Genomic DNA, 25918 nt, shown 5'->3' with positions numbered 1-25918 from the left:
CTGAGGTTGAGTCACAAAATCCTCGAGACTCGCTCTATTGACTTCATTCAGGCAACAATTACTACGACTGCATTAGAACTCGAAATACACGATAAGCAAAAATCTACAGGTTATGTAAGAGTTCTATTTTTAATAAATCAATTCAACATAAAAATACGCTACATCTATCGCATCGTAATTTTTAACAGCAAAAATCATACCGACTTGATAAAGAATTCAAGAAAATGATAGGAAAATTTTTCTAGGTTTAAATATGATGAATAATAAAATCTTTTAATTCTTCCGCTTTTTGAGGCATTGCGAAATAATAGCCCTGTGCATAGTCACATCCATGCTGCATAATAAAGTCGCGTTGTAACTCTGTTTCTACTCCTTCAGCCAACACCTCCAAATTTAAGCTATGACCCAAATTGATAATTGCTTTTGTGATCGCGGCATCATTTTCCCTATTGACTAATTCACTGATAAAAGAGCGATCAATTTTTAATTTATCAACAGGAAATTGCTTGAGATAGGATAAACTGGAGTAGCCCGTACCAAAATCATCAATCACTAATTTTGTTCCCATGTCTTTCAATTCATACATTGTTTCAACAGCATGTTTTACATTATCAACAAGTAAGCTTTCAGTAAGTTCCAACTCCAAGAATTTAGCAGGCAAGCCTGTTTCAAGAAGAATTTTTTCAATTATCTCAGGTAAATGAGTTTGACGGAACTGGCGACCCGAGATATTTACAGCGACAGTGAGTTGGTCATAGCCTTGATGATGCCAGCGCACAAGTTGACTGCACGCTTCTTGCAAAACCCACATACCAATATCAAGAATTAAGCCATTCTCCTCAGCCATGCTTATAAATTCATTGGGAGGAACATCTCCTAAAATATGGCTGTGCCAACGCAACAATGCCTCGAAGCCTATAATTTTATTTGTAGTTAAATTAATAAAGGGTTGATACACCAGATGAAATTCATTTCTCTTTAGAGAGTCACGTAATGCATTGTCCAGTTGCATGCGATTAATGACACGCATATTCATTTCTTTATCATAAGTACGATATGTATTGCGGCCATTATCCTTCGCATGATACATCGACAAATCAGCACTCTTCATTAATGATTCATAATCATCGCCATCTTTAGGGTAATAGCTTATCCCTATACTGCCGGTGATTTTTAAATTATGTTGATCAATCTGAAAGGGTTTGGCTAGAGAAGTCAGTATTTCTTCTGCTTTTTGTTGTGCTTGCACCTCGGTGGCAACATCCTGCAACAAAACAATAAATTCATCGCCTCCTAAGCGGCAAACGGTATCAAAATCATCCGTAGCAAGAAGCAAACGGTTGGAGACGGCCTGCAACAGCCTGTCCCCAATGCTATGCCCCAAAGTATCGTTTGTCATTTTGAAGTGATCCAGATCAAGGAATAAAAAGCCTAATATGCTCCCTTTCTTCTTGGCTTGTAAAATTGCTTGATCCACGCGGTCGATTAATAAAACGCGATTGGGTAATTCTGTGAGCGAATCATGAGTTGCTTGTTGAATTAATTGTTGTTCCATTTCGCGGCGCTGAGTGACATCATTAAGAAGACAGACATAATGTCTCACGTTATCGAATGAATCTCTGACAGGAGCAACACTTACTTCACCCCAAAAAACTTCACCACTGCGTCGGTAACTTTCCAACTCGACCGTTTCTTCGCGTAACTCTTTAATTGCCAGATTTATTCGCTTTTGGTTCACATGTTCTATCTTGCTTCCATGCAAAAATGCAAGATTTTGTCCTAATATCTGTCGTTCACTATATCCCGTAATGCGTTCAAAGGCTTTATTAACATAAATAATAGGCAAATCAGGTTTAGAAATATCAAGAATCGCAACACCATGTGTACTTGCTTCAATGGCGCGCTCTCTGATACGAAGTTCATCTTCTTCCATCAATTTCTGAGTGATATCCCTGAAACTGTAGACTCGCCCAACAATTTCGGAGCCTATTCGCTGTGGTTGGGTGAATCGTTCAAAAATTCGTCCATCTTTAAAATGCAAAACGGGCAATTCTCCTTGCCATTCCGGATTTTCATAAAGATATTTCACATCAGCAATTACTGCTTCAGGATTGCTTAGTTGTTGTAAAATATATTCAAAACCAATACTCTCGGTACCTGATTCCAGCATATGAGAAGGAATCCGCCACATTTCCACAAATTTTTGATTCCAATCAACTACTTGTCCTTTTCCATTCACCATCATGATACCATCTGCGGTTGACTCAAGCGTGGCACGTAACAGGGATAGGGATTTTTCCAATTCTATATTTTTTTCAAGAATATCATGGGTTTTTACATTAATATTTTCTGAAAGGGGGGCTTTAATAGAGCGCTGAAATTCGGGTTGGGTGTGATACCATTTTTCAAGAAGGATAGATAAGTTAGGAGTTGGTGTAATGATTCCTAATTCTTCACATACATTCGTAAGCGATGGTTCGCGGCCTTGCTTTTTAACATGTTCGGCAGCCTGTGCCACTTTTTGGTAATCAATTTGACGTCTTGCCATGTTCCCTCACCCGTTCCCTCTAGACTTTGTAAATAAATCTCTATTGTTCTAAGTCAGGTCAATTTAAATTATATACCTTTAATGCATTTTTTGCTTAAACAGACTAAGAAGAAATATAAAAGAGAAGGGATAAAATTGGTCTAACGAAAGACAATTCCCGCTTGCGCGGGAATAATACATGACCTACTTTATTTTGTTTTTTCTGGAGCAGCCGGAACAGGTACTTGTTGCATACCTTGTTTACTTGCTAATTGTTGAACCTGTGAATTCACCGATTGTATTTGGGCCTGTAATTGGCTTTGTGACGTTTTTATCTGAGTCTGCAGTTGGGTATTTACTGATTGTATTTGTTCTTGTAGCTCAGCTTGTACTTTTTGAATTTGCGCCTGGAGTTGGGCGTTCATTTGTTGTGTTTGCTGCTGTTGTTGTGCCTGCAATTGTTTTAACTGATTTTGGATTTGTGTATTAAATTGTGATACATCATCAGCAAAAGCAATATTGGCCAAAAAGACAGTACAAAAAAGTGATTTTGCTAAAATTTTCATTACCATTCCCTTAAGTGAAAAATAAAACTGGACATAATACTTTAACCTAACAATCTATACATTGACTAGGACTTGTTCCCATTTCTACTCTTTTGGTCAACAGACTTTACTTTTCGACTCCGTTTAAAGCCCAAGTAACAAAGTATTATTCCAAGAATTAGCTCAAACCCCGCTGCGCTGTATGCAATATTTGTATCTTGCATAAAAACAAGAGTCGCTCTATCAACATAATGTGGATAAAAAATCATGCTTGCCCCTTTCAGGAGTATAATCCAGCCAATGAGGGTAATTAAGAGCCGCCAGTTCCATTGCCAAACATTATGGCTTACAACCATAAGTAATCCAATAATAAGAGTCCAAAAGCCGGTGACCAACATTAATGGAGCATCCTTGAGCAGCTCTTGAACATAAATTGTAAATTGCTGCAGGTTGGCAAACATAGCTAAACTGACAATGATCAAATAAATCCCAAGAACCTTGCTTAAAAACCTCGATTTGTCCATTTGAGATCTCTCATTTTTATACTGCTTATAACACAAGTGTAGTCGCAGATTAGAAGAAGTTCTATGTTGCTCGGGGGGGAGCGCGCTTAAGAGATTGATAGAAATTTTGATGTACCCATTATCAATAAATAGGTACTTTATTCGCCGCAAACTTACAGGAAGATTTTTATATTTATCAAAGACGTATTGCTAAATATTTATCAATCATTTGACGTGAAAGACTAATGGGTTTGGGTAGTTGAGGCAGGTTTTTTATTGAGAACCACTGGGCATCTTCAATTTCAGTCACATCGATTTGAATTTCGCCGCTGTAGTATTCCGCAATAAACCCTAACATTAAATTACTTTGAAATGGCCAGGGTTGAGAAGCAAAATAGTGCAAATTTTTTATGTTCAAACTGACCTCTTCTTTTACTTCGCGCATCACTGTTTGTTCCAGCATTTCTCCTGGTTCTACAAAACCCGCCAAGAGACTATAGATTCCAGGCATAAAATGAGGAGAACGCGCCAGCAATATTTCATCATCTCGCCAGATTAATACCAACATAACGGGCGCGATTTGCGGAAAAATTAATGAATTACAGACTGGACATATTTTGGCGCGCTCTTTAGTGCTGTATTGGGTTTGATGGCCGCAATAGCCACAAAACTGGGTACTTTTATCCCAATGCAAGAGTTGCTTTGCCTTGGAAACAAGTAAAAACAAATCTTCGTCGCGCAGAATTTCATGCGCTTGACGAATATGCTGAAAAGCCATATTGGGAGGTAATGCAAAGGGTTGTGTGCTGATTTGCGCTGCAAAACAAGGCGTATTGCCGTAGGTTCCTAAATAAATTTGCCGCTCAATAGAAAGGTTGAGGAGGTTAATACTGATCAATTGCGGTATGGTATGGTCCTGTAAAAGAATGTCTTCACCATGGAAAATAAACCAGAATGGAGGTTCAACAAATGATTCAGGAGGATGAATTTGTGAGATAAATGGTTTTGACATAATGAAAAATCCATGAGTTGTACATCTTAAGTGTATCTAATAGATCGCTATTGCGAAATGACTTGGCCGATAAAAGATCGACTGGAATTTTTTCTGCCATAAAAAATCAAATGAAATCAGCTTGGTAATGGTCATCACCTAAGTTCGCTATGAAGGGTGGCTTTCTATAAATCTGTTCTTCATGTGCTAATTGATTTACTAAACTCGTTGGTGATTTCAAAAATTCTTAAAATCAATTGTGACCTCGATATACAGCGCAGCATGGTAAATCTAAAATTAATGACCTGCTTTGCGGTCAGGCAAGGCAAGGTCAAAAAAAGGCGTTAAAGGGTTAAAGCCCTAGAACATCTAACTCCAAGCTGGAAGAGCTTAGGGACGTCGGTCTGATTGCTGCTACTTGGGGAAAAGAACTGCTCCCATATGTCGAACTGCGGATTGGCAGATTCCTCTGTAGAACTCCAGTAGAGGCCTCCAAGCAGGTTAAGGCTATTAAAATCGACAAGACTGGATTGCATGTTTTGCAGAGTTGGGGTGCTTGAATTGCCACAAGTAATTCCATATCCCATCTCACAAATCGCAGGCAGGTACCAATCAGAATAAGTAGCAATCGTTTGTTTGCATAATCCTGCAGCATAATAAGTGATGTTTGTTGGCCCGGGAGACGCTGTAAAGGGAGGGGTTCCTCCATTTCCTTGTATATTATTTGTAATGAATTGATTATAAAACGTCACGGCGTTGCTTGTATTGCAAGAGCCATCTGATATTCCATTACACATGGAAAAAGATGCAGAGGTAAAAGGATTAGGATTGGTGTAGGTACTTGCAAAAAATGAAGAAAATGTGGCGTAAGTGGTGAGCCTACTGAAGATGTGGATGCCAAAGCAATTCCAGGAAGTGTATCATAGCTTACATCAACAGGGTCAGAACCACCAGTTCCGCCACCCGTACCGCCATTGGAACTCCACACAATGCCATTGGGATAAGGTGCAGCCTGGTCAGATGTTGTGGCTACTTTCCCGCCTACACTGCTGGTATTTGGGGTTGTGTCATCAAAAGCATACACATAACCGCCTTGATAAATGCAGCCATAGCTTAACACAACGACATCGGTGGATACTGTGGTTGCGTTGTCAGCACTCACTTGAACTGCTCCGGGAAGAGGAGCAGTTCCATTACTTGAACAGGGATTGGTGCCATCTGAGGTCGCTGTACTGCCTGGTGTGACGGTAATGGTACAACTGCCGCTTGCCGCCAGGGTGCTGCCACAGTTTGTCAAGTGTGCAGTCCCTGCGGGCCAGGTAGGCGGGGTTATCGATAAGTTCACTGCGGTACTGCTTCCTGTATTGGTAATGGTAATGACACGGGCAAGCCCGGAGGAAGGCGTTCCGCTTACCCCATATTCTGTAAGCCCTGTTACACTTAAGGCCAAATTGCTAATACTCATGCTCAATGTGGTCGTATTCATCACGCAGTTTACCCCCACATTAGTGACATTACCCCCACCCATCGTGCCACTGCCATTCATGACCGTACAGGTTTGTCCTGTTGGTTGTGTTAATACGGTCACATTATAGGGTGCACCCTGAGCTACTGATGTTGAAAAGGTAAATGCCCCATTGCTACTCAGGGACAGATTGTCTGTGCTGTTATTTTGCAGCACAACAGTCCCAGATAACCCAGATACAGTACCTCCTACCGTATAAGCATTGGTTGAGCAGGTTACTTGCACGTTGATGATATTGGAAGCACCTGCTGTGCCACTGCCGTTGGTCACCGTACAGGTTTGAGTTGTTGGCTGAGTCAGAATTGTTACATTATAGGTTGCACCTTGAGCAACGGGAGCCGAAAAGGTAAATGAGCCGTTGCTGTTGATGGTTAAGTTATTGCCGCCGTTATTTTGAAGCACCATGGATTCGGATGCTGCAAGTCCAGAAACAGTACCCCCTACAGTTCGGGTATTGGTAGAACAGTTCACGATAACGTTGGTTACATTAGCATTGGTGATTGTGCCACTGCCATTGGTTACGGTACAGGTTTTGGTTGCAGGCTGACTTTGTATCGTGACCAGATAAGAGCTTCCTGGAGGCAAGGCATTGGAAAAGGTAAAGGTTCCGTCTGCATTGAGGGTTAATGCATCACTACCATTATTCACCAGAACCAAAGTCCCTGAAAGACCAAAAACAGAGCCTCCAATCGTGTAATCCACTGCAGGTCCTTTGGTAATTTGCAAGCTGTTGGCACGACTTGGCTGATAACATTGGCTTGGATTGCCTTGTTGGCATACGACAGGCCCGCCTAAGATATTCCCATTTAAGGCACTGCCATTAATGGATAAATTCAAAATACACGATTGCTGGTAGCCTAAAATAAAGGGATTGGGGCAATTGCCCGCTGTAGTTACTTGCGTCACGCCAGGAATGGCTTTCATCGCTAATGTATGCGACTTTTTGGATTGATTCGTGACTTGATATTTCACAGTAGTAGTGTCATTCGCAGCGACCGTGATTTTCGTTGTGGTTAAGGGTGTAAATGTCCATAATGGAGTTCCTGCATGCACAAAAGCCATGCCAAGCATCATCCATGTCCCTGTAATTATTTTGTTAATAAACTGTTTCCCATTCATCTTGTATCCTTGATGTAAGTAAGATTAAACAATACTCCGTTGGTTTAGAGGTGATTAAGCGCTAAAGAAATAAGCGATACGTCATAAGCGCTCCTTGCAGAATAAAAACGAATCAATAAATGGAAATAAATAACAGTCAATGGCAATCGATTGCAATAACAAGAGAGTGAGTGGACTAATACATATCATATATCTTAAAGAAGAGCAAAAGGGAGAGCTCTAAACAAAAATACAATAATAAGTAATGGAGAGAAATGAAAATAAGGGAAAATCTAGTACTGATTGCTGGTAATGGTTCCCGTTATTGGTCATTTTTTAAATATCTAGTAGATAGTTTATTCCCCGCATCAGCATCCTGTATCTTATTGAAAAACTATTTTAAATCATTGTACTTTGTAGATGATTTAAAATCAAAATTTCCTTCAGGTGTTGTAAATGGTCAAATTCCATATGTTCCTATGTTTTCACCCTCTCCCATTGTGGGAGAAGATGTTTGCTAGGGAAGGTGGGGAGAGAGTTCTAAAACATTCCATTACTGTTTGCTGACTCAGCAGGAATAGGTTGAATTACATCCCAATGCTCGTAAATTTTATTGTTTTCCAGACGATAAATATCCACAATGGCTAGTCCTTGAGTACCAGGCTCTAAAACAGAATGGACATGTATAATCACATAATCCCCATCAGCAAAAATACGTTTAATTTCACTATGCGATTGCGGATAAGTGCTTTTCAAATAATTAATGTAATTTTTTAAACCTTCAATCCCATCTTGAACCATAGGATTATGCTGGATATACCAAGCACCCAGGTAATTTTTTGCTGCATCAAAATTCTTTTCATTCAATGCTTTTTGATAAAATTGCGTGACGACGTGTTTGTTGGTCTCCTGGATTGAACCTGCAATTCCAGAAACTGAGTGAATCAATAAACCACTCGTAATGAGTGATAACAGTACTTTGTTCATTAGCGCTCCTTATTAATCTAACAAATTGATTATAAATAGCTATTTAAATAAAAAAAGCGCATAATTTTGACCAAATATATCTAATTTTTAGATGTATTTAGGTTGGGGAAATAATGACTAAAGTTACTCTTGAACAATGGCGCGTCTTACAAACGGTAATTGATGAAGGAAGCTTTGCTAAAGCAGCGATAAAACTGCATAAAAGCCAATCGAATATCAGTTATACGATAACAAAACTTCAGGATATGTTAGGTTTGCAATTACTGCAACTTGAAGGGCGTAGAGCGGTGCTGACCGAACAAGGTGTAGAATTGCTAAAGCGCTCACGGCAAGTTACCCGGGCGGCAAAAAATCTAGAAAATGCAGCACTTAATTTAAAATCAAACCATGAAAAATCATTGCGACTTGCTATCGATGAGCTCTTTCCATCTCCGCTATTGATGGTCGTGCTGCAAGAATTTGGCCAAAAGAATAAACATACCAAACTGATTATCAATCAAGGGTTATTATCGGGGCCAAGTGATCAATTAATTAATGGTGATGCCGAGTTGGCTCTTATTTCAAAAATTCCCGAAGGCTATACAGGGAATAAGTTAATGGATGTTCATTTTCTTCCTTATGCGCACAAAGACAGCCCTTTACATCAAAAACAGGTTACCCTCGAAGATCTTCATGATGAGCGTTATCTCATTGCTCAGGATTCTGGACTCAATAAAAAACGCAATGAAGGTTGGTTAGGCTCTGAATTTCATTGGAAAGTAAGCACTTTAGAAATGAAAATTCAATGTGTCGTGCATGGGATTGGTTTTGCCTGGTTACCGCAGCAAATTGTTGAAGCGCGAAATTTACCCATTCTCCCAGTCAACATGGAAGAAAATAACATAAGAACCTATCCGGTCTATTTAGTGCATCACCAACCTCAAGAAGTAGGACCGTCGGCACAACTTTTAATTGATCTCTTTAAAAAATATGCGTACAACAAGTAGAGCAGATCATGTGTCAAATTGGCATATAAAATGAAACATATAACTATTCATTAATAAAGAGAAAAATATGAAAACGTCAAAAGTGTACCTCATACTCAGCGGTTTGATGATTTTGGTTTCCGTTACGGCACATTGTATGACTGAACATGTTGCGCAAGCTGAATCAGATGCTGCACGAATTTTCATGTTGGAGAAGGCGCTGGCTCCGCAAAAGCTGGATGAAGTTGCAACCTTATTTGCAAAAGCCAATAAAGAGCGAAATGGTGCAGTCCAATTTATGTTGTTTTCGGATCAACTCAAAAACAAATATAAAGACAGTTGGCCTGCTTGGGTTTCTGGAGTTTCCAGTCCGTGGATTACTGCTTATGAAATTAAAAAAACGGCACAAAGCAAAAACTCCTGGAAATTTAAAATAACCTATCAGTGGGCTACAGCTTCTGGACCATTTGATCCCCCACTTGTCCAAACAATCGTCGTCACTCCTGTTCCCCAAAATACAAACTCGTCGCAAAAATTTTGGATCACTTCATTTAATGAACAGTAGCTCGTGGGAAATTTTGAATTAAGAAGTGTATATATCTAAAAAATAAGAGAAATTCTCATGGCTCCAACTGCTATAATTAAGTGAGGTATCAGTTTAAGGAATAAACAAATGCATAATGGAGAGGATGTCATACATAACGATTTTCAAAATATTTTATTGAGAAATGGATTCTCTGCTCATGAATTTAAAATAACGATAAAGAATGGCTCAAGTTATGATCCCCACCAAATAGTAAGTACGCAAGTGTGGATAACAATTGAAAAGAATTCCATAAAAAAACGATATGGCTTATACCGGACTGATTGGCCAGACGATTTTGAAGCGGACTTAAAAAAGGGTTATTTTAATACGTAGTCAATGGAATCGCCTGGGGTCTCCTGAATCTTCTCCACATCACTGAAAAACCACTCCAGCACTCCCGACCCGCGGCTTGTCCCTGAGAGATCCTCATAAAATTTAACCAGGTAGCATGTCAATTTTTACCGGACAGTAGTGTGCCTACGCAGGGATGACAGTGCACGTCTTTTCTATTTTCGTGATGCAACGAGTCCTATTGTTGCAACTACTGCTACAGTAACTATTCCCAAAGTTGTTGAATTGAAGAAGCTGTATCGATTGTCTTCTTTTTCTGGCTTTACTGAAGATACTGATTGTTCAGTACTTCTTTCTAAGGTTTCCGAAACTTCCTTATTTCCATCTTCTGAAGATAAAGGTTCTGTAGTTAGTGATGGTTTTTCTTTGAATAGTGTGGGTGATGTACTTAACACGTGTTTTTCACGTTCCAAAGATGCAGGTTGTGTACTCTCTCTTGGTAGCGTCATCGTAGTTGGCGTTACTGTTTTTTCTTCAGATAAGATTTTTTGTATTAATTGGTCCGCTTTACTGTTTGATGTTGACGGTTTTACTTTGGAAAATAATTTATCTCTTAAACACTTACGTTGTTCTATCTCTTCTTGAGAAGCATAAAAAATTGGCTCATTCCAGAAAGATTCAGTTTTTTTTCCTTTTTCTTTTAAGAGTGATTTTCCTGTTAGAGCTGCTGCTTCTATTTTTGTATAACCTTCACTGATTAATTGTTCGAACTGTTCATCCATTTTTGCTTTTTTAAGAGAATTTGCATCTTCTGATGCAACATAACCTTCTTCTATCTGACCTTCAGTTTTTCCATCATTCCATGTAACTTTCTTTTTACGTTCTTTTTTTGTAGGAACTGATGTTTTTTCATTGGTTATTCCTGGTGTTCTTGGCACTTCCTGCTCACTTTCTGCAGATACAGGTTCTGTAATACTTCGTTGCGTAGTATGGTTATTGGGTGTTGATGGCCTTACTGGAGCGATTGATGTGCGCCTTCTTTGATCTCTTTGCTCTTTTAAAATCTGTATTTCTTCTTTAGAAGCATAATAAATGGGTTCATTCAGCATGCTTTTTTTGGTGATTGGTGTTGTTTCCATTCCTACCAAGGCCGTTGCTTCAATTTCTGTATAACCATCCAAGATCAATTTCATAACTTCCAGGACTGCTTTTTCTGGTGGGAGGGATGCGTGTGGTTCGCTGATTTGTCTGGTGTTCCGCTCTTTCTTTCCCATTGTTGTAGATTGGTATTTTTGTTGCATTTAAAGCCTCATTGTCATTACTAAAATTTAGGCAATTTTAACAATTAATAATTAAGGGAATATGAAATTGGGCTCGGAATGATATTTATTTGATCATTTTGGGGTAAAAATGAATTATTTGTGGGATTTACATCTCTTTATATATATAATGTGCGCTGCAAAAAATAGAGATTCTTAATCAACGCAATATCCAATTTTGTTTGGACTCTATCAGGATGCTACAAGAACCCTATCCTGATTGTTTAATTCAACTATAATTAGGAAGTAAATTTTTTATGAGATTGGTCAATTCCATTCAAGATTATATAAAGATGAACCGAAGCGTAATGGGGAGGACATGTATGCGTGTCGATAGAGGATCCTATTCTGCGAATGTCTCGGTTCGCGCACCGCTTTGGCGAGTTTATGGCGTTCCTTTATTTCTCTCCTTAATCTGTATTTTAGCCGAGCATCAAACCAACATTGTTGTTTTTCACACGCTTACTGAATTTTTTTCGGTTGTTATCGGATTAACTGCAATGACTGTAGCAGCTACAACCACCCATTTCACAAAAAATCAATTTGTGATTTTTATTTCCTTAGCTGCCGGTTGGTGGTCATTTATTGATATCGCTCATATTTTGGCTTATAAAAAAAGCTTATTGCCTCATGGCGGGGGGAATTTAAGTACTCAACTTTGGATTTCTGCGCGTTTTTTTCAGGCTGCGGTTTTTCTTTTTTCCATTTATTTTTTCAGGCATACGTTGAGAATTTGGATAGTTAATCTTGGCTTTTTTTTAATAACCCTAATTCTTTTTACCGTTATTTTCTCAGGCCATTTCCCTACGACGTATATTGATCATTATGGAGTAACTTGGTTCAAACTTTATTGTGAGTGGGGGGTTATCCTAATTTTAATTATCGCGTTAATATTGTTTTGGTATGAGAGGGCAATGATACCAAAAGAGTTATTGTTCTATATGAGCCTAAGCATGATTACCATGATACTTTCCGATTTGGCATTGTCCGATTATAAACGTTTATTTGGTTTAGAACATGTTGGGGGGCAAATATTTAAAATATTCTCAATTTGGTTTATCTATGTTGCTTTAGTAGAACAAACTTTGCGTCGACCTTTTGCAATGCTGACACGTGCCGCAACTACTTATGATAATATTCCAGATCCTACTTTTATTGTTAATGCAGAAGGCATCATTCACCAAGCAAACAAAGCTGCAGGAACATTCGCCCAATTTAAACCTGAAGAATTGGTCGGTTTATCTTCCCACACGCTTTTTCATAATAAGTCTATAGAGCAGAAAGAATGTCCAGTGTGTTCTCATTTGCCTCTCTCAAAAGATAAATTTATTGAGGAAATTAAGACCGGAAAGAGGGGATGGGTAGAATGTAGTTTGTCCCCTATAGACTCTGCTTCATTTCCTAATTCTTGGATACAAACAATAAGAAATATTACCTCGAGGAAGAGGGTTGAAACAGAAAGGAAAAAATTGACCTACGATTTAGGTGAGCGCGTTAAAGAACTGCAATGTCTTTATCAGATTTCAAATTTAATAGCACTTAGAGACTTAAGTATTGAAGAGCTGCTTAAAAAAACAGTCAACTTATTGCCCGCTGCATTTCAATTTCCAGAGTGTATGGCGGCAAAAATAGAAAGCATTTGGGGTGAGTTTCATTCAGATCCAAAAGCAGAAAAACTGCCTTATCAATTGGAAAAAGAATTTAGAGTTAAGAATGGATCTCGAGTAAAAATAAGTGTCTATTATTGTGTTCAGCCGCCAGTATTAAAAGATATTTTTTTACCCGAAGAATCGACTCTTTTAGACTCGATAGCTACTCTGCTACAGGATGCGTTACCCCGGCTTTAATATGAGGCAAATCTTCGGATTTTTGTTAATAAGGATCACGTTGTTTTTACTGAAAAAGAAAACTACGAAGTTAGAGTAGATGTAACTCGAGATAAGGATGAATGATATCATCTGTTTATAAAATACAGCGTGTTGGAACATCATGACTAAGATACCTTTTGAGCACGCTTCTTATCGAGCACAGGCCAGAAGATTGAGGGCTTTGGCCATAGAAGCGCTGAAACACTATCCATTTATTCCCCATAACATTGAATTGATTAAATACAGTGCCAACGCAATTTTCAGAATTACAGACAGACAAAATAAACGTTATGCATTAAGGATTAATCCTCAGGGCCATCATCAACAGGCTGCGATTCAGGAAGAAACACAGTGGATAAATCACATTCTTGCAACCACAGATCTGATTGTAGCTGCACCTGTAAAAACAGTTTCTGAACAATACTTCATTGAGATACACCATCAGATGATACCCTCAAACCGATTTTGTCTTTTATTTGAATGGTTACCCGGTAAAACAAAATGGAAAAGTATCAACGAACAGTATGCCAACAACCTAGGAAAATTGATTGGTACTTTACATCAGAGTGGACGCAGTCTCTCGATGAAACACCGAGATTACTGGCGAGCAGATGGCTTAATTGGCGCGCAAACAGCAAAATTTTATAATATTGAAAAACTCTCTGCTGTATCTGCTCACGAACAACAGCTTCTCACTGCAGCGAGAAGAATGGTTTATGAACTTTTAAAAGGTTTAGAAAGTGAACATCCGGACAAAACCGGTGTGATCCATACAGATACCCAGCCTAATAATATTTTGGTGCATCAAGGACAATTTGCAATTATTGACTTTGATGATTGCGGGCTTGGGTTTTATAACGATGATTTGGCTGTGGCTTTGTGTGCATTTGAACATGTAACCGAAGGCAATCACCGTAAGTCGTTTGATCAATTAAAAGATGCTTTGTTGGATGGCTACAATGAATCCATGCCCTTATTAGCAGAAGATATTCGATTACTTCCGTATTTTATGCTGGCAAGAAAACTCGTAACGATTGCATGGCTGGAAGCACGCAAAACCAATCCTGGGATTCGTTACTATTTCCCTATAGCGATTGAGCGAGCCATCCAGTTTTATCAACATCTTGTTTGCGAATAAATTATTGTGAGCAGAGAGGCAAGTAGGCTAAATTTTTTATCCTACTTGCTAAAAAAACAGGAAATACAGTTACTGCAATTTAGGTACAGTGGATACATTGTCTAAATGTTTTGCGGGTTTACGCGAAAAAAAAGCGCCCAAATAACTTGAGATGGATCGATTAGAACCTGTTTCTGAGTTCTCTTCTACGTCTGTTATTTCTGGTTCTGGTTGAGGATACAAACTATCCCGCACCATTCCAAAGCCCGAAAAAACACTCTTTAGAACCAGGGGTAATAAACTCAACATAATCAGCATGCTGGTTAAATTGGTAGACTCACCAAACAGTGCGTAATTGGCTAAGGATTGCAAGACCGCAATGATCAAAGAAATTCCTATGGTATTTGAAATCAGTCTTGAAGCATTGATATTTCGATTATCCATGGGTAAATCTGCGCTTTGATTAATTTCATAAAATGCAATCCATAACCACAATAAGTCAAAAGCAACGCTATACCAATGTTGCTGATTCATTTCTGTCACATCTGCTCCGATTGCTTTAGCCAGCTCAAAAGTCATTTTCCCGCTTTTAAGTGCTAAAGCCATGCTGGGTTTTTCTTGTGAGTTTGCCAGGGGAGTAAACTGTTGTACAAACAAGCTATTGGGGAGATTAATATCAAAAAGTTCATAAAAAGTTTTCTGAGAACCAAATAATCGTCGCAGTTGCTCTTCACTGATATTCGATAAAGTATCTACTCCAGGAGAAAAAGTACCATCATCTGAATGATGAGCAATGACCACATTTGAATTTTTCATCATCATGACATCATTCGTACCATCTCCATTAGCGACGATAAAATAATGATGGTCCTTGAGATAACGGGCAAGGATGCCTTTTCCATCCGTACTCATTTCTGCAAAAATAATGACAGGACGTTTTGTTTTGTTTCTATCCATCAGTTTTTGAAAGTAATTCAGTATTACTTCATTGACACCAGCAAATATAACTGTGGAATCAGATGGACAATTTTCTTCACTTAAAACGACACAATCATCGCTTTCAGCCTGATCGGCACGAATGGTAATGATGTTTTTTGCGTTTTCCGGACATAATACTTTGGCAATATTTACCGCAGCTTTCGTGGTATCACCTGTTGCCACAAATACCGGAACTGATATTTCTCGACATTGAGCGATAAATTTTTCAGCTCCTTTTTTTACCGGGTTATCAATAATAAACGTCCCGTAATATTCTAAGTTTTTAAGTAATTTGGTGTGTTTTATAAGAAAATTCTCAATCTCCTTTTTATCATCTTTATCAAATAATTCTCTTAAAGTTGCAAACTCAAACTCATTAACCTTGGTATGTGCAATACACCAATCGCGTGATAAGACTTCTGTACGACTTTGCATCGTAGTATAGGCTTGCAATAGAGGAGTTTCTTGAAACGCATCCGCTTTAGGCACTCCGCAAAAGACAAGAGAAGATTCTTCACCATCCTGAACCAGGGTAAAACGACCGCCAAAGGTACGATATAAACCCAGATGAAACGTCTCGATCTTTTGTTTCGCTTCTTTGAGAGCAATTACCTTTTTAAAGTGATTGTTCCCCAGAGTGGTAACTTCCAAACACTGCTGATTATCCAATAAAGATGTGAATAATTTCAAAATAGCATGTTCTTCGGGTTCTAATTCTTTTTTATTATTTGTAAAGGCATAACAAAATACCTTAAAGGATTTAAGCCATTGTGATTCTTCGGGTAGAAGCAAACTTCCTTTTTTTTCTTCGAGTACGTGTTGTACCTTGGGAGGCATATCAGTAGTCCATAGGCCAAGTACGTCCATCCGAGTCGTAGTAAGGGTCCCTGTTTTATCGGAAATAATGGCAACCCCATTGGGAAATTTATCACGATAATATCCGCCTAATGCATTACACAAATCCACGAGACGGAGCGCGTCGATTGTTTCAAAAGGCTGATCTTCCAAATGGCTGTTCAGTTTTTTCATCAAGCGACTGTTCACAGTTTCCCGTAAAAAAGCTTCAGAGAAGGGAATTAATGTTTGAAAAAGCGTAAACATGAGCTTGAGTGTTTCCGCAGGTATTAAGGTAATGTCTCTTTGTAAAAAAGCCGCCATGATAATGGAGCCTAAAATGGAATATAAAACATTTCTTTGCTTGCGCTCGGCTATGATTTCATTAATGACGGCTTTTTTCTCGTAATTGCTATTTAATAAAAGCTCCTTCTCCGGTTTAATCTGAATAAAAATGTTGTCATGACCATATATGTTTAACTTGTCTCCTACTAATACTCCTGCTTGTTTGCCATCCCTTATTGCATATAAGTCCACTTTTTTGTAATTGGAGGTAAAATCGGGTTTGGTGTGATGCTCGATCCAAACATCTTCACCATTTTGTGCTTTAAGATTGACGCTAAATTTTTTTTGTTCCAGTGTTCGGGTAAAATCACGGTCTCCATTTCGGTGTAGCGCCACCAACTCTCCAGAAATTGGCACGCAATCCAAATTGATGCTTTCATCACAAAGAACCAAGTCCCCAGTACGGAGCTGATATCGAGGAACATGAATAAACGATGGCCCTGTCGTGGTAAATCTTAAAACCTGATGTAATTTATGATTGTATTCGTAATCATGATCCAGTTTTTCTTGTTGTACACGCATTTTTTTTATGGTTGATGGAGCCAAATCGGCCAATAATGCAGGAAGGTTACGAAATTTCTGTACTATTCTGTCAGCATAACGAATATTGTGCGCAATCAACCCTAATTGAAAGGTACGCGAACTGACCATCAGCTCACTGGCGATAAAGTGATTGATTTGAAAATACAGATTGGATAATGGGGTTAGCCCACTGGAAATCACCGCAGTGTCTGAGCGCTGTGCTCCGCGACTGTATTGGAAGCGGACCAGTAACTCTTGAGCTTTTTGCGTGAGGTAAGAAATTCCACTCGGAACAACTAATGCACTGGCTCCTAATCCGGCAATTAATGAGTATTCATCAGGAATTTGGTCAGTGAGTAAAAAATTAGACCCTTTAAATACAGAACGGTACATATAAATGATTGCCGTAACTTCACTGGCTACGGCAATAGATAATGCTGCTCCGGAACTAAGTTTTTTATCCGTAATCCGGTTTAGAGCGCAATATCCTAATACCGCTGCGCCAAAAAAGAATTGAACCACAAAATCATATTCTGGACTCCCCATGAGGTAGTCGCTTAGATAGGGAGTTAGATAACTGCCAACAAGCAAGGCAGCTCCAGAAGAGATCGCAGGCCAAACGTATTTTCTAAACGTACTCCAATCCATAGTGTCCAAAGAAAAGGTCCAGGCTAGGGTGTTATACAGCTCTTTGACGCGCTGCGAAAAAAAATTACTGATTCCTTTTGCTGTACTTCTTAAATAATAAGTTCGATCCGGCTCTGCATGTTGTATTAATTGAAAAGGTAGGGCTCTGCTGTCTTCAGGATTTGGATTTTTTTCTTTTTTTTGTGTCGGTATCTTTGTCTTCATGTCGTAAATCCTTTTTGCGCACCAATAAACTCCATTGGATATTTAGGGTCCATCTTGATAATTAACTTATCTCTATAAAAGGTTCAAGAGGATAAGGGAAAAATATTCCAAACTGGATTTTCTGTGAGAGAGTCCGAGAGATTATTTATTTGACATTCTGCTGTATAATTTATCTGTAAGTTTGTTTTTTTGGGGTTGTCCCATGAAACGTAAAGCAGAAGTCCAAGTGGATATTGAGCAAGTAAAAGGTGAAATAAGGCGTTACATGGTTGAGATAAGTAGTGCTCTCGAGGCGCTAGACAATGAAAAAGCCACCCAAGCGTTTATTGATTTTGGCGCATTACTTCAAGATCAATATCCCAACCTACTCTTGGATGACCTGCGTAAGCAAATAGGAAAGTTAATGGTGGAAGAATGTTCTAAGCTCAAAATACCTCCACTCGATTTTATTGCGTATTTCGTAAATGCGAGAGAGCATATATATGAGGATGTAGTGACAGATGAAGATTCAACTCCCCAACAGCGCCAACCTCGTCTGCTTAAAATGGATGCTGCAAATAAGGGAATAAATGTTTTTTCATGTTTATTAGGAACTGGGCGATGGGAAAAGGAATTAGAAGCATTAAAAGGGCAAAAGTTGGATGGGCCTACACTAGCGAATACCAAAAAATGGATGCTTGAAGCTGACTATCAAGTGAGCAAAAATCTTTCTGAAGCAGTACGGAAGAATCTCCTCGCACTTCATTTTGTTTCAGATCTCTATGAGAATCTCGAGAAAACAATTGCGATTTTAACTCGACAGATAAATGAAGAAGTTCAAAAAAATCGTGATTTATATAAATCATATTTTAAAGGGGACGGTCAAGATATTGATATTGATGCATTAGTCAAAGCTCTTAAGGAGGGCCCCCAGTCTGATGAGCACTCTACTGAAATTAAAATGGCGCTTGCAAGTTACGATACATTGCAAGCACTTACTCGTACCTTAACTGACGCAGGTGAGGGAAATCCTACGCCTCAAGATAAACTGAGACGCTTTCAAGATCACTTAAATCAGGAAGACATAAAAAGCGCATTGGATACAAATCCGGATGATGGTGTGACTCAATTTTTAAAAACAGTACTCTATATACTAAAATGTGCTGTGACCTTCACCGCATACCATTGGGTTACAGAAGGTGAATCCTTAAGATCACCACAGCAACAATCCCTTAAAGAAGCACTGTCAACGTTAAAAAAGGCTGGCGAGGAGGGTGTTATAGATGAGCCGAAGAATATTATGTAATTTAATTGTTTTTCGTTCGATCATAAGCCCATTAATTGATTTAATGCGGCTTGAATTTATTTGGAATTTCTTTCTGTGTGTATTGAGATTGATTATCAAGAAAAACAAGCCATAATAATTAAAGGAACATTATGGATGTAAGTTAAAATGAATACTTTTGATACTATAGCAATTGAATTTGATTTAACTCATCACAGCATCAAACACGTTGCTCTTGAAGAATTGAGGATCAATGCTCAAGAGGAAAACAAGATTTATTGGATTCATAGTAATTTAAATCAAGCGGATGCTTTTAAGCAATTAGTAAGAAAACTGAGATTACCTGCAGACGTAATTCAGTTATGTACTGAAGAAAATAATTTATCCAATCTTATTGATAATGACAATGCATTAACATTGCAAATTAAGTGTTTGGCTTCACTTGAGTTAAATGAGGATAATGAAATAAGTTTAGATAATCTTGTGATTCATCTTACTCCGCATTACTGTTTTACTGCTGCAGATAAACCTTTACCTGTTTTATTTGATTTTCTCAATAGTTGTTCGAAATCAGTTCATTATGCCAAAACGCCTTGCTTCATCTTATTTTTATTCCTTGAGGGTATTATTAATGATTATGCTAAGGTTCTTTTTCATTATGAAGAAATCTCAGAGCAGTTTGAATCTTTAATACAAAAAACGCATCAGAATATTTATAAAGAAGTTGCGGAGGTAAAGCACCAAACGCTGCAAATTAAACGCGATATGATTGCAATAAGAGAAATTTTAATGCGGATCACCAGTCGAAATATCTTGGTTATCTCAGAAAAATGCCGTTCTTCCTTATACAACTTATCGAATCATAGTCATCTCATTATCAATGAAGTGGATTCGATTCGCGAGTTATTAAATGGTCTATTAGGACAAATCGATAATGAGTTGATGCAAAAAATAAGTGAGACTATGGCGGTGCTTGCAGCATTCGCGGCTATTTTTTTGCCGTTAAATTTAATCACTGGAATTTACGGAATGAATTTTGAATGGATGCCTGAGTTGCGCTGGAAATACGGATATTTTGGTGCGCTTGGTTTAATCATTGTCTGTGCCATATTTCTATATCTTCTTTTTAAAAAGAAGAAATGGATGTAGTTAACCTAATCCTATATTTACTGGATCATCGCATTTCGACGTGGTGTTAAACAAGCCAAGATAATTGCGATGAGAAATAAAGCAGGAACATCCCCATATAAATGGGCAAAATGCTGTGGATAGTAAAAGGATTGAATCGCCATAATACCTCCATGCACGATACTGGACCAAACGGTAAACCAAATTAAACTTAAATGCTGCATTGGATTTTTTGCTGCCAAGAGCAAGAACACTCCTAATGTTGCATAGATCCCCATTATCATTTGCAAATAGACGTTTTGTCCCGCAGGATGCCAAGCCCAGCCAGATGGCCACACGATGGTTAAAGGATATACAGCAAAGATAAAAACCAATCCAAAAATAACCAATGCTATTCGAAGCGAGGTGTACTCTTTTTTAGCGTCCATAATATAAGCTCCATTTGAAAATATCCTATTTGTTTTAATTATAGTAAGGAAGACTGATTTAAGGATTATTGGAATTGTTTTCTCGATAAGATGAGCGAGCCGCCTGCTAAAACGCGAAAAATCCGAGTTTCAGTCTTTTGAGCCTGCAATCTCGACAAACCAGTCCAATTCCTACGTCCCGCGGATAAGCCCTGAGAGATCCTCACAAAATTTAACCAGGAAACCTATTATTATAGTTTACGGTGATGTTTAAAAGGCTGTCATTCCCTGCCTACGCAGGGATGACGGGCAACAAATGACATTTTACCTGGTTAAATTTTGTGAGGAACTCTCAGGGACAAGCCGTGGGGCATAGGTAGAGATGTGATCAAGGAACAGGGACTTACACTCAGGCTATGCTTTTTATTGTGCAGGTTGGGAGTAATTATCTAATTGCATTTTTACAAGCTTGGTCATCGCATCCATCATTTGGTGGCATGATTCAGGACTTTCTGGAAATTGTTTGTAAATGATATTGGCTAAAAATGCAGATAAGGCTTGAGAAATAACGTTACTGTTACGAAGATGGGGAGGTAGCTTTTCTATGGATTGAACTAATGAGGACAATAAATTTTGTCCTATAAAATTCATCGCTTTGGAATAATCTTCATTGGTTAATGTTTCGGCTGTTGTGGGGTTTTCATTTATTTTCATGTTTTCTTCCTGTAATTTTTGATTTAAGCGAAATTATAGAGTGTGCCCCAACTCACTTCAATGCGTGTAGCAAAATATGCGACCTTCCTATCTTTTTTAGGGATCAATGCGATAAGCTTCTGGCTTTTTCTTTTGAGATTCAGTCTATGAGGGAGGAAAATCCACATTATGCTCTGTTAATATGGGTTGCACTGATTGGCAGATTTGAATTTACAATTTACTCATAATAAATGGGTTTGTATGAGGGTAATCATCACCTTGAATTGCATCTGAAATTTGTTTTTCAATCGTTGTATTTTCTATATCACCTAAATTATCAACGGGAGAATAGACTCCGTGGCCGGCTCTTGGTATTTGGAACTCTATGCCTTCAATTAATTGCCCTACAGGATCTAATACGATTAAATCACCTTTTCCTGTTAAGTTGAAAGCGACACTACTGCCAAATAATGGATTTGGTTTAGCTCCTTCTCGAGTCAATATTTTAAATGCTTGCTTATAGCACGAACTGGGTTCATCGGTGCTGCTTCCAGGACCTACTACAGTCACTTGCTGAGCTAAGTCTGACCAAGTAAGTTCTCTGCCGGTAAGTTGTTGCACGTCAGCAAGAATTCTGTCAAGCTCCGCTTGTACCGTTACATAAGTTTCACGTTCGCCGAATATATGGCCTACATAATAACAAGGTATTCCTTCTTCATCCTCAGTAACAACCAAAACACCGGTACAGTGTAAGAGTCCCTCAGTTCCCAAAACATCTAAATCGCCCTCTTTAAATCCTGCACCTGCATCAGCTCCTACTCGATAACAACTTAGACCCTCCATGCTGGGAAGCTGCTTTGAATTGGGTATATAGAATATTGAAAAATCATTGCACTGTTCTATGAGTGAATGGATTTCTTGCTCTTCAGCATCTGCTTTTTTCTTGCTTAGGTTTTTAAGAAGTATTGCTGCTCGCCAATACTCTTTTTCATCAAGACTCGAGAGTAATTTTAAAGCTTCGTCAAGTTTTTTGTAGTATGACAGATTTTGATAATATGTTGACATTTCATGTAACCGGATGTCTTCTGTATCCAACAGAACCCGTTCATGATTATCTTCAATTACAATTATCTTGGTCATGGCATTTGATTTTTACACATACTGGCTTGATATTATACATTCATGGCGTTTGAATTGCAAAAAAAGAAATCACTATGATTCAATTAAACTCTTTTAAGTGGATAAGCCAATAGGTAACGAGGCAGAGGCAATTTTTTATCTTACCGCAAGCGGAAGCTTTTATCCTGAGTTGTCAATTACAATTCCATTGATTATGATTTGAATCAATTTAAGTGAATTACATTGTGCTTATAACTAGGGTCTGTAAACAGACCCTGAATAAGGATCTAAATTCAGTGGATTATCCGATACTTTATACCTTCAGACGTTGCCCTTATGCGATTAGAGCAAGAATGGCGCTCGCCTATTCCAAGATTAAAGTAGAACAACGGGAGGTGGAGCTTAAAAATAAACCTCCGGAAATGCTTCTCGCCTCCCCAAAAGGGACTGTTCCGGTATTAATTTTAGAAAATGGTCGTGTGATTGATGAAAGCATTGATATTATGATTTGGGCCTTAACCCAATCTGATCCTAATGGTTGGCTATCTATCGAGCAAAAAGATAAGTGTCATGAATTAATTCACTTGAATGATATAAAATTTAAACCCGTTTTGGATAATTATAAGTACCCACAAAAATCAGAGAAAAAAGATCCGCTTTATTATAGAGAGAAAGCTCAAGAATATCTCTGTAAATTAAATTCGCTATTAATGAAAAATCGCTTCCTTTTAGCAAACCATATCAATATGGCCGATGTTGCTTTGTTCCCCTTCATAAGACAATTTTATATGGTTGATCCACAGTGGCTTGCACAAAACGACTATAAATATCTCCATGCATGGCTGCAATTTTTTTTAGAGTCAGAATTGTTTCTTTCGGTGATGAAAAAACTTTAAATGATTCTAGGGCCGCTTTGTATAGTTGCAGCCATTGCGTGTATGTTCACAAGGTTTATTTTCAAACTGCAACGTTGTGTGATAAACCGAAAATTTGGTGGCAAGCATTTCTTGAAGCATGGGTAATAACTCTTCTGAATGATTATAAGCACTATCATAAACTACATGAGCAGTAAGGCTTGACTTCCCGCTGGTAAGTGCCCAAAGATGGAAATCATGTACACTCAAAATCCCGGAAATTTGACACATTTCAGATTTTATTTCCTCAACATCCATACCGTCCGGTACCCCCTCAAGAAGGATGTTAATTGTTTCCTTTAACAAAATCCAGGTCCGAGGTAAAACCCATAAACCGATTGCGATAGCAATGATAGAGTCTACCCATTCATAACCAGTCCAGTGAATAATTAGTGCACCAATCAATACACCAATAGAACCCAGCATATCGCTCCATACTTCAAGATAAGCACTTTTAACATTGAGGTTTGTGTCTTTTCCACGTGCAAGGAGTTGCATGCTGATTAAGTTAATCAACAATCCAACTACTGCAATCACAAACATGCTTACCGTCTGAATGTGCGCGGGTGCATACAGACGTTGATACGCTTCATATAAAATGTAAATGGCAACAAAAAAAAGTAAAATTGCATTAAAAGCAGCGGCAAGAATTTCAAAACGATGATAGCCAAATGTTTTTCGTAAATTGGCAGGGCGGTCGGCGAGATAGACTGCTGTCAGAGAGATGGCCAGTGCACTGGCATCGGTCAACATGTGTGCTGCATCTGAAAGAAGAGCTAAGCTGCCGGTAATAAGTCCTCCAACGACTTCAACAATTAAGTAGGTGGATGTGAGAATAAATGCCATCCAAAGATATTTTTTATTCTGATTCGTTGGAATTGCATGACTATGGTCGTGAGACATCCACTTACTCCTGCTCTTAAAACGCTTTTTCTTATTTAAAAGACTAGATGAAATATCGTATTTGACAATCTGAAATGGGATTGTAACACACTAGGTCATTGCGGTGTGCATGAGGCATTAAGCCTGAAATTAATAATTGTTTCCTTGACAATAGTTTCCTAGGAAACTAAAATGCAATCCTTGGGAGACATGAATGCCAAAAGTTAAAAAAAGAAAAGAAGTAAGTAAGCTGACGGATCATATCGGTTATTGGATGCGATTGATTTCCAACGAGGTGTCGCATGCATTTGCAAGGAAGCTGGAGCAAACCGGTGTTACAGTTGCCGAATGGGTTGTACTCAGAAAAATGTATGATTGCAATAACATCATATCGCCGAGTACGGTTGCTAATATTACGGGTCTTACTCGCGGCGCGGTTTCAAAATTGATTACACGACTCCTTGAAAAAGGTCTGGTTAATCGTAAAGAGTCTGCTGATGATCGACGTTATCAAGAGATAGAACTTACCGCAACAGCGGTGGTGCTCGTGCCTAAACTGGCAGTCCTCGCAGATCAAAATGATGAAGAGTTTTTCTCGATACTTACCTGCGCACAGCAAGAACAATTCATGAAACTTTTAAAAAAACTTGTTGACTCCCATCAAATTAAAACGGCACCAATTGAATAGACTTTTTTTGAAACGCTACTGCAGCGATTTTCGAAAGAAGTTTAATAAAAAAATGGAGATTAAACATGAGTAAAGCAATTGATAATTTAAAGAACGCAATCCAGTCTGCAAGTGCAATTCGTCCTAAAGTAGGAGGGTTTCCTGTTTTAGCAGAAGTGATGCGTCAAGCAGGAGTGAAACAGAATCTTTGGTATTTACCGTCTTGTCAGAGTATCTATATCACCAAAGAAGGAAATGTTGTTTCTCAAGAATCCTCTCTGGTTACAGGACACGTCGATATTCCCGAGTTTAATAAAGCAGCACTTATAAAGGCTATTCGTAGTGATCAAGCGGGTGAAAGCACTTTTCCTGAGTTTCTTCGTGCCTCTTGGGATGCTGGAGTAGTCCATTATCATGTTGATTTAGAGAAGCGTACGGTCACTTATTATGGTGTACTTGGTGAGTCGTATGTTGAAGATTATCCTGCTGTAGAAGTGAGTTAATAAAGCTGCTGTGATAGAACATCGATCATTTTCAGGTTAATTAAAACTCGCACATGATGATGTCCCGTTAGGGCATGAAATAATGTTCATGTAATTTTCGAACTTTATTGCTTTCCTTATCATTAAAAAATGGCTTTTTAATGGTCGATCAAAAGAATAGTAAAATCAAGACTGTCTCGAGTCGAGCAACTCATTGTTCAATAATTGCGATACCAAATTAATAAACACTTAATAATTAATTTATAAAATTTGTACCAAATTTGGACAATCGGTGGTAGCGCATGTTTTCTAGAAAAGAGTATTCAAATGAGTCAATTATTACCTTGGAAAAACTGAAAAAGACATTAAATTCTTGGGATCCTGCTCAGGTTTTTCATTTTAAACTAGATGATTATTGCACCTTACCGTGTCCTTCCGGCAAGGCTGTGTGACAGAGTTTAAATGATTTTGTAAAGTACGCTCTCCTTAAATTGTGGAGATTTACTCAA

The 25918-nt window shown here is 38.4% G+C and carries 24 protein-coding genes; 11 read left to right on the top strand and 13 right to left on the bottom strand.

What is annotated here, in order from left to right; genetic code table 11:
- Positions 1-247: 247 nt before the first annotated feature.
- The 6 genes from Lani_RS06550 to Lani_RS06525 form a co-directional block, all read right to left on the bottom strand.
- Positions 248-2548 (bottom strand): sensor domain-containing protein, encoded by a 2301-nt coding sequence (locus tag Lani_RS06550; RefSeq protein WP_019234474.1) that lies wholly within the window; start codon positions 2546-2548, stop codon positions 248-250.
- 188 nt (positions 2549-2736) lie between these two features.
- Complete coding sequence (locus tag Lani_RS06545; protein ID WP_019234473.1) at positions 2737-3093, bottom strand: hypothetical protein; 357 nt, start codon at positions 3091-3093, stop codon at positions 2737-2739.
- A 65-nt stretch (positions 3094-3158) separates the two neighbouring features.
- The gene (locus Lani_RS06540; protein WP_019234472.1) at positions 3159-3596 is read right to left on the bottom strand and encodes a hypothetical protein; all 438 of its coding nucleotides are present in this window, start codon (positions 3594-3596) and stop codon (positions 3159-3161) included.
- Positions 3597-3771: 175 nt separating this feature from the next.
- A complete protein-coding gene (gene nudC, locus Lani_RS06535) occupies positions 3772-4587 on the bottom strand; it encodes an NAD(+) diphosphatase (RefSeq protein WP_019234471.1) in 816 nt (271 codons plus the stop codon).
- A 323-nt stretch (positions 4588-4910) separates the two neighbouring features.
- Entirely contained in the window at positions 4911-5318 is a 408-nt protein-coding gene (locus Lani_RS06530) for a hypothetical protein (RefSeq protein WP_019234470.1), read from the bottom strand.
- Positions 5315-7210: a hypothetical protein gene (locus Lani_RS06525; RefSeq protein WP_051045719.1), complete on the bottom strand. Its 1896-nt coding sequence runs from the start codon at positions 7208-7210 to the stop codon at positions 5315-5317. Before Lani_RS06525 ends, Lani_RS06530 begins: the two co-directional genes overlap by 4 nt.
- A 254-nt stretch (positions 7211-7464) precedes the next feature.
- On the opposite strand from Lani_RS06525, the gene Lani_RS06520 reads away from it, so the two are divergent.
- On the top strand, positions 7465-7710 hold the full coding sequence (locus tag Lani_RS06520) for a hypothetical protein (protein ID WP_019234469.1): 246 nt from the start codon (positions 7465-7467) through the stop codon (positions 7708-7710).
- Between the two features lie 19 nt (positions 7711-7729).
- Here the strand turns inward: Lani_RS06520 and Lani_RS06515 are convergent, their stop codons facing one another.
- Positions 7730-8176 (bottom strand): nuclear transport factor 2 family protein, encoded by a 447-nt coding sequence (locus Lani_RS06515; RefSeq protein WP_019234468.1) that lies wholly within the window; start codon positions 8174-8176, stop codon positions 7730-7732.
- A gap of 113 nt (positions 8177-8289) precedes the next feature.
- Here Lani_RS06515 and Lani_RS06510 point away from each other — a divergent pair, with 113 nt between their 5' ends.
- From Lani_RS06510 to Lani_RS06500, 3 genes are all read left to right on the top strand, one after another.
- Entirely contained in the window at positions 8290-9162 is an 873-nt protein-coding gene (locus Lani_RS06510; RefSeq protein ID WP_019234467.1) for a LysR family transcriptional regulator, read from the top strand.
- A 67-nt stretch (positions 9163-9229) separates the two neighbouring features.
- A complete protein-coding gene (locus Lani_RS06505; protein ID WP_019234466.1) occupies positions 9230-9706 on the top strand; it encodes a hypothetical protein in 477 nt (158 codons plus the stop codon).
- Between the two features lie 108 nt (positions 9707-9814).
- Positions 9815-10060, top strand: coding sequence for a hypothetical protein (locus tag Lani_RS06500; RefSeq protein ID WP_019234465.1), 246 nt, complete (start codon positions 9815-9817; stop codon positions 10058-10060).
- 173 nt (positions 10061-10233) lie between these two features.
- On the opposite strand, the gene Lani_RS06495 is transcribed toward Lani_RS06500, so the two are convergent.
- On the bottom strand, positions 10234-11319 hold the full coding sequence (locus Lani_RS06495; RefSeq protein WP_019234464.1) for a hypothetical protein: 1086 nt from the start codon (positions 11317-11319) through the stop codon (positions 10234-10236).
- 341 nt (positions 11320-11660) lie between these two features.
- Between Lani_RS06495 and Lani_RS06490 the strand changes: the two genes are divergently transcribed.
- Together Lani_RS06490 and Lani_RS06485 are read left to right on the top strand one after the other, a co-directional pair.
- Positions 11661-13184 (top strand): MASE3 domain-containing protein, encoded by a 1524-nt coding sequence (locus Lani_RS06490; protein ID WP_019234463.1) that lies wholly within the window; start codon positions 11661-11663, stop codon positions 13182-13184.
- Positions 13185-13326: 142 nt separating this feature from the next.
- Positions 13327-14343 (top strand): phosphotransferase enzyme family protein, encoded by a 1017-nt coding sequence (locus Lani_RS06485; protein WP_019234462.1) that lies wholly within the window; start codon positions 13327-13329, stop codon positions 14341-14343.
- A gap of 69 nt (positions 14344-14412) precedes the next feature.
- Here the strand turns inward: Lani_RS06485 and Lani_RS06480 are convergent, their stop codons facing one another.
- Positions 14413-17853: a calcium-translocating P-type ATPase gene (locus Lani_RS06480; RefSeq protein WP_019234461.1), complete on the bottom strand. Its 3441-nt coding sequence runs from the start codon at positions 17851-17853 to the stop codon at positions 14413-14415.
- A 202-nt stretch (positions 17854-18055) separates the two neighbouring features.
- Here Lani_RS06480 and Lani_RS06475 point away from each other — a divergent pair, with 202 nt between their 5' ends.
- Entirely contained in the window at positions 18056-19138 is a 1083-nt protein-coding gene (locus Lani_RS06475) for a hypothetical protein (RefSeq protein ID WP_019234460.1), read from the top strand.
- Between the two features lie 147 nt (positions 19139-19285).
- Complete coding sequence (locus Lani_RS06470) at positions 19286-20266, top strand: magnesium transporter CorA family protein (protein ID WP_019234459.1); 981 nt, start codon at positions 19286-19288, stop codon at positions 20264-20266.
- A gap of 17 nt (positions 20267-20283) precedes the next feature.
- On the opposite strand, the gene Lani_RS06465 is transcribed toward Lani_RS06470, so the two are convergent.
- The 3 genes from Lani_RS06465 to Lani_RS06455 all read right to left on the bottom strand — a co-directional run bounded on the left by Lani_RS06465 (position 20284) and on the right by Lani_RS06455 (position 22485).
- A complete protein-coding gene (locus Lani_RS06465) occupies positions 20284-20673 on the bottom strand; it encodes a DUF6632 domain-containing protein (protein WP_019234458.1) in 390 nt (129 codons plus the stop codon).
- Positions 20674-21075: 402 nt separating this feature from the next.
- Positions 21076-21366 (bottom strand): hypothetical protein, encoded by a 291-nt coding sequence (locus tag Lani_RS06460; protein WP_019234457.1) that lies wholly within the window; start codon positions 21364-21366, stop codon positions 21076-21078.
- Positions 21367-21576: 210 nt separating this feature from the next.
- The gene (locus tag Lani_RS06455) at positions 21577-22485 is read right to left on the bottom strand and encodes a hypothetical protein (RefSeq protein ID WP_019234456.1); all 909 of its coding nucleotides are present in this window, start codon (positions 22483-22485) and stop codon (positions 21577-21579) included.
- Between the two features lie 275 nt (positions 22486-22760).
- Here Lani_RS06455 and Lani_RS06450 point away from each other — a divergent pair, with 275 nt between their 5' ends.
- Entirely contained in the window at positions 22761-23360 is a 600-nt protein-coding gene (locus tag Lani_RS06450; RefSeq protein WP_081595191.1) for a glutathione S-transferase, read from the top strand.
- A gap of 6 nt (positions 23361-23366) precedes the next feature.
- On the opposite strand, the gene Lani_RS06445 is transcribed toward Lani_RS06450, so the two are convergent.
- Positions 23367-24281: a cation diffusion facilitator family transporter gene (locus Lani_RS06445; protein WP_019234454.1), complete on the bottom strand. Its 915-nt coding sequence runs from the start codon at positions 24279-24281 to the stop codon at positions 23367-23369.
- Positions 24282-24474: 193 nt separating this feature from the next.
- Between Lani_RS06445 and Lani_RS06440 the strand changes: the two genes are divergently transcribed.
- Positions 24475-24948 carry a MarR family winged helix-turn-helix transcriptional regulator gene (locus tag Lani_RS06440; RefSeq protein ID WP_019234453.1) on the top strand — a complete coding sequence of 158 codons (474 nt, stop codon included), beginning with the start codon at positions 24475-24477 and terminating at the stop codon, positions 24946-24948.
- Positions 24949-25013: 65 nt separating this feature from the next.
- Positions 25014-25430, top strand: coding sequence for a DUF1398 domain-containing protein (locus Lani_RS06435; RefSeq protein ID WP_019234452.1), 417 nt, complete (start codon positions 25014-25016; stop codon positions 25428-25430).
- Positions 25431-25918: the final 488 nt, after the last annotated feature.

This window comes from Legionella anisa (assembly GCF_001467525.1).
Lineage (GTDB): Bacteria > Pseudomonadota > Gammaproteobacteria > Legionellales > Legionellaceae > Legionella > Legionella anisa.
Note: the sequence above shows the minus strand (reverse complement) of the source record. Positions and strands in the feature narration are given on the sequence as shown.